General features: G+C 44.5%; 7 protein-coding genes. 3 read left to right on the top strand and 4 right to left on the bottom strand.

Translation table 11 applies throughout. The annotated features are described in order from the left end of the window. The 3 genes from ACKPQ4_RS06070 to ACKPQ4_RS06060 all read left to right on the top strand — a co-directional run. Positions 1–355 (top strand): inorganic diphosphatase (locus tag ACKPQ4_RS06070; RefSeq protein ID WP_407680307.1); only part of this gene is annotated, 355 nt, incomplete at its 5' end. A gap of 320 nt (positions 356–675) precedes the next feature. Next, positions 676–960, top strand: a complete 285-nt coding sequence (locus ACKPQ4_RS06065; protein ID WP_407680306.1) for a hypothetical protein — start codon at positions 676–678, stop codon at positions 958–960. 34 nt (positions 961–994) lie between these two features. Then, positions 995–1,171 (top strand): SGNH/GDSL hydrolase family protein, encoded by a 177-nt coding sequence (locus ACKPQ4_RS06060; RefSeq protein WP_407680305.1) that lies wholly within the window; start codon positions 995–997, stop codon positions 1,169–1,171. A gap of 68 nt (positions 1,172–1,239) precedes the next feature. Here the strand turns inward: ACKPQ4_RS06060 and ACKPQ4_RS06055 are convergent, their stop codons facing one another. The 4 genes from ACKPQ4_RS06055 to ACKPQ4_RS06040 all read right to left on the bottom strand — a co-directional run. Beyond that, positions 1,240–1,986, bottom strand: a complete 747-nt coding sequence (locus ACKPQ4_RS06055) for a hypothetical protein (protein ID WP_407680304.1) — start codon at positions 1,984–1,986, stop codon at positions 1,240–1,242. Positions 1,987–2,024: 38 nt separating this feature from the next. Further along, on the bottom strand, positions 2,025–2,480 hold the full coding sequence (locus tag ACKPQ4_RS06050; RefSeq protein WP_407680303.1) for a hypothetical protein: 456 nt from the start codon (positions 2,478–2,480) through the stop codon (positions 2,025–2,027). 184 nt (positions 2,481–2,664) lie between these two features. Continuing rightward, a complete protein-coding gene (locus tag ACKPQ4_RS06045) occupies positions 2,665–2,850 on the bottom strand; it encodes a hypothetical protein (protein ID WP_407680302.1) in 186 nt (61 codons plus the stop codon). A 217-nt stretch (positions 2,851–3,067) separates the two neighbouring features. Next, positions 3,068–3,794: hypothetical protein (locus ACKPQ4_RS06040; protein WP_407680301.1), on the bottom strand; the 727-nt coding region annotated here is incomplete at its 5' end.

Genomic DNA, 3,794 nt, shown 5'->3' with positions numbered 1-3,794 from the left:
AATTATACAATTCCTACCCTACCCCGGAAATTATGGATTTATTCCGGAAACCCTGGCGGGAGACGGAGACCCCATCGATGTGATCGATCTGGATGAAGCCGCCCCGAGGGGGGAATGCCGTCAGGTTCGAATTCTTGGCTCGATGGATTTTCTCGACGGCGGAGACGAAGACCTCAAGGTGATCGGCATCGACCCCGAGGGAATATTTGGCGAGGTCCAATCGATCGATCAACTTGCATTAAAAAAGCCTGCAGTTCTGGAAATTCTTAAAACCTGGTTTTGCAATTATAAGAAATCAGGCAAGATGGTCTTTCGTAGGTTCATCGATCGTGAAGAGACGGAAGCAATCCTTTAAAAAGCCCAAGTTAGGTGGCAGGCAACATCTCGTAAGGAACCAAAAAAATGATCAACATCTTCCTTTTTGCGAACCCCGCACTCATTATAATTTGTCTATTTGCTTCGGAGCTCTTTGCCAGAGGGCCCAGTTCAGACGGGCAACTTTTTTAAAAGCAAACTCCTTCCACAATCTTTCCGGTTCCATCATCCCTGAAAAATTTCATGCCCAGCAGGCACCTTGAAAATTAAAGGAAGCCAAGGAAAGAGAGATCGATCTGGTGATGATTCGAGACTCCATCACCCATACCTGAAAAAGACAAAAAATATACCAACCCACTTTTGGCCGTTTCAATCTCCTCAACCTTGGTTTTGCCGGGAACCGTACCCAAAATGTATTGTGGCGGATCCAGGATGGAGCCCTCGATGGCTTATCGCCGGAAAGTGGTCACTCTGATGATTGGGACCAATCATTGCCACGACCCTAGAAACTATATCCGGCCAGACAAAGCCGAGGATGTACTGATCGGGATCAGGGAAGTAGTGCAGGAAATCAGAAACCGACTACCAAAATTCCAAGCTACTTCTCTTTTCCGTCTTTCCTCGGGCACCCGAAAGCACCAATGACCGGGTACAAACGATCAATCAAAGGTTACCCAAATTGGCCGATGGGAAAAATATTCACCACTTTGATATTAGCCCAACCCTCATCGATAACCAAGGTGAACTGAAGCAGGAACTCTACAACCGGGATAAACTAAACCTATCGCCCAAAGGCTACCAGGCATGGGCGAATGCCCTGCTTCCAATTCTCTCCAAGTTTGGGTTCGAAGATTGAATAACTTCAAGTATGTCTACAACGATGGTGAAAGTTCGATCCATCTGATTCAGGAAGCACGAAATAAATTAAAGCCTACTCCTCACGGAATCCACCATTGAGACCGTCATCTCAAACATCATCTTCTCTCCGGCCTCTACCTCATAAGGTATGGTAATTTTAGCATCCGGCTTGATTTCTTTCATGAAAATAAGTTCTCCCTTGTCCAGAAAATGAACAAAATTGAGAGGTTTATTTGCACTTTGGGCACGCAAACCAAGCCATGCTCTGTGTCCATCCTTCTCAATAAGTACGGATACCTCGGAATCGCGGAGATCGGCTTCAATTAGCTTGTACCCCGAAGACGTCTCCCCTTCCTTCAGCCAAAAATCACCATGCAGTGTAGACAAGGCAACATGAGCCTGGCCTCTTACGCGAAAACATCCGGTCACCTCCAATTCATTGGCCCATTCCGGCTGGCCAGCACCATTTATTTCAAGTTTCTGCTCATCAAATAAACCAAAGATTCTAGCCTGTAATTCGGCTTCGTTGGGATCATACATTCCAATCAATGCATAGCCCTCAACCAAAAGACCATTCCTCGACTCAGTAACTTTTATCTTTAAGCGGAAACCTTCCTTTAATCCACTCCCTGAATTTTCAACTTGCACCATCGCTTCCTGCCCCAGCGGGAATGTAAGTCGAGGGCAAGTCAGGGTATCCGCTGAAGCAACTTCCCAAACTCTCGATTTTATTGTTATTTGTTTTTCTATGTTTGGATCAGCGAAAGCTACGGTGAGCCCCAAAATGGCAATCCATCTAAATACAAGTCTCAATGAAATAAATTATTTAAAGATGAACTGGAGCGGGTTCATTATTCCTCGTCGTCGTCTTCATCCCATTCCTCCCACTCCTCCGGCCAGTAGAAGACAACTGCATGATCATCTATGCGAATCTCAAAGCCTCCTATCTCAGCTACATAATGCAGGAAATCATAAGCTGGAATGTTGTGAAGTTGGAGGGTAATGACATCCTCTTCTTCTCCTAATAGATTGATAATGTTTATGGGCTCAGAACTAGAAGCACGGGCAAACCTCATCACAGTTTCAAAATTGGCTCCTCTAAAATTAACCGTTTCAATAATGGTCGTTTTTAAACGGGAAACCAGAGCTTTTCTCGCTTCACTTTCTTCCTCAAGAATGAGTTTTAACTCAACATCTTCGACCTCTATTATTTCCCCATTCACCAATTCAAAGGGTCCGTATTCCTCTTCGTTCTCAAGATTGAATAGTACGATTGAGTCAGCGGCCAGGGCTACTTTGGAAAGCAACGACAAGATCAAGAAAAAGACAAAGAGGTTTATTTTCATAATGGGCATAGGTTTGAGGAGGTGCGTAGCATTTAATTGGACCACTGAATTCCAGCCTTAACAAGGGAAATCATACCCAACTAGATCCAACAAAAAGGGCGAACCCGCTAACGAGCCCGCCCCTTTTTGAATTGATAGGAATGGTTTAAACGCGGTGGTTCAAGGCATGGACCACATTGGGGGCGTCTTTTCCGATCCGTTCCATCTCGTTTAAGATATCCACATAGATCATCTCTGCCTTAAGATTTTCGGTCTCCTTCATCCGCTTGACTGCAGATATAAAATTCATCGGAGTAAGTCCAAGTGGCATCTTTGGAAACATACAATCCATTGAACAACTATTATTGGAGAAGCCTGCCGTTCTGGAAATTCTGAAATCGTGGTTTCTTAACTACAAGAAGCCAGGCAAGATGGTTTTCTATAGATATATTGATCGGGAAAGTTCGAGCCGGTTAATTGAAAATGCCCGGAAGAAGTGGGAAGACCGATAAATCAAAGTGCATATGGTTTTAGGAAATTGCCATGATATAACCCATCTAGGCCCTTTTCTAACGGGAACCCTCAAGAAACATTTTTAGTCTGTTATTAACCTTATGTGGAGCAAGCATCAGCCCCCCATGCTTTTGTTCCACATAGTTAAGAGCATTGGGGACATACCCATCAAAGCATTTCTTTTCCACAGTCACGAAGTCGACCGACTTCTCACCGATATTAAGAAGCAGGTGATCATCGCGCTTTGCAAAGCGAGTCCCCGTGGGGAGCTCCTCGGCTCGCTTCCCCCCCTTGGTGAAATTTCCCTGGTCGACCAGATTCATGATCATTTGAAAGGTAATGCGGTTGCCATCGATCTGAAGGAAGGAGTACTCATCTTTTAGTTTTTGGGCGATTAGATCAACAGTTCCCTGCGTGTAAGTTCCTTTTGTGTTTTTGATTACTTCCTCCCGCAATTCCGGAAGATGGGCTAGCATTTGACGCCTGATCACGGTATTGATCAATGGAATAACCTTAGAAAGATTGGAAATTCGCATGGTTTGGGCACCACAGAGCTTGCCCGCCTCATCCTTGAAAAACCCAATGTTTTCAACCTCAACATTTTTTAGTAGTGCCTCGATTAGATCCTGCTCCGGTTTGGCGAAGATGCCATTAGGGGTTCTCTGAAAAAGCTCCTGTAACATCTTCGGTAAAGTATTTGGGGAATATTCAAAAATCCAGTTAGTAAAAAAGAAGGCTCTATTTTGCTCGAGGACGCTTTCAACTTGTTTGATCTGCTTTCGA

Origin of the sequence: Candidatus Chordibacter forsetii (genome assembly GCF_964187505.1) — a bacterium.
GTDB lineage: Bacteria > Verrucomicrobiota > Verrucomicrobiia > Opitutales > Seribacteraceae > Chordibacter > Chordibacter forsetii.
Note: the sequence above shows the minus strand (reverse complement) of the source record. Positions and strands in the feature narration are given on the sequence as shown.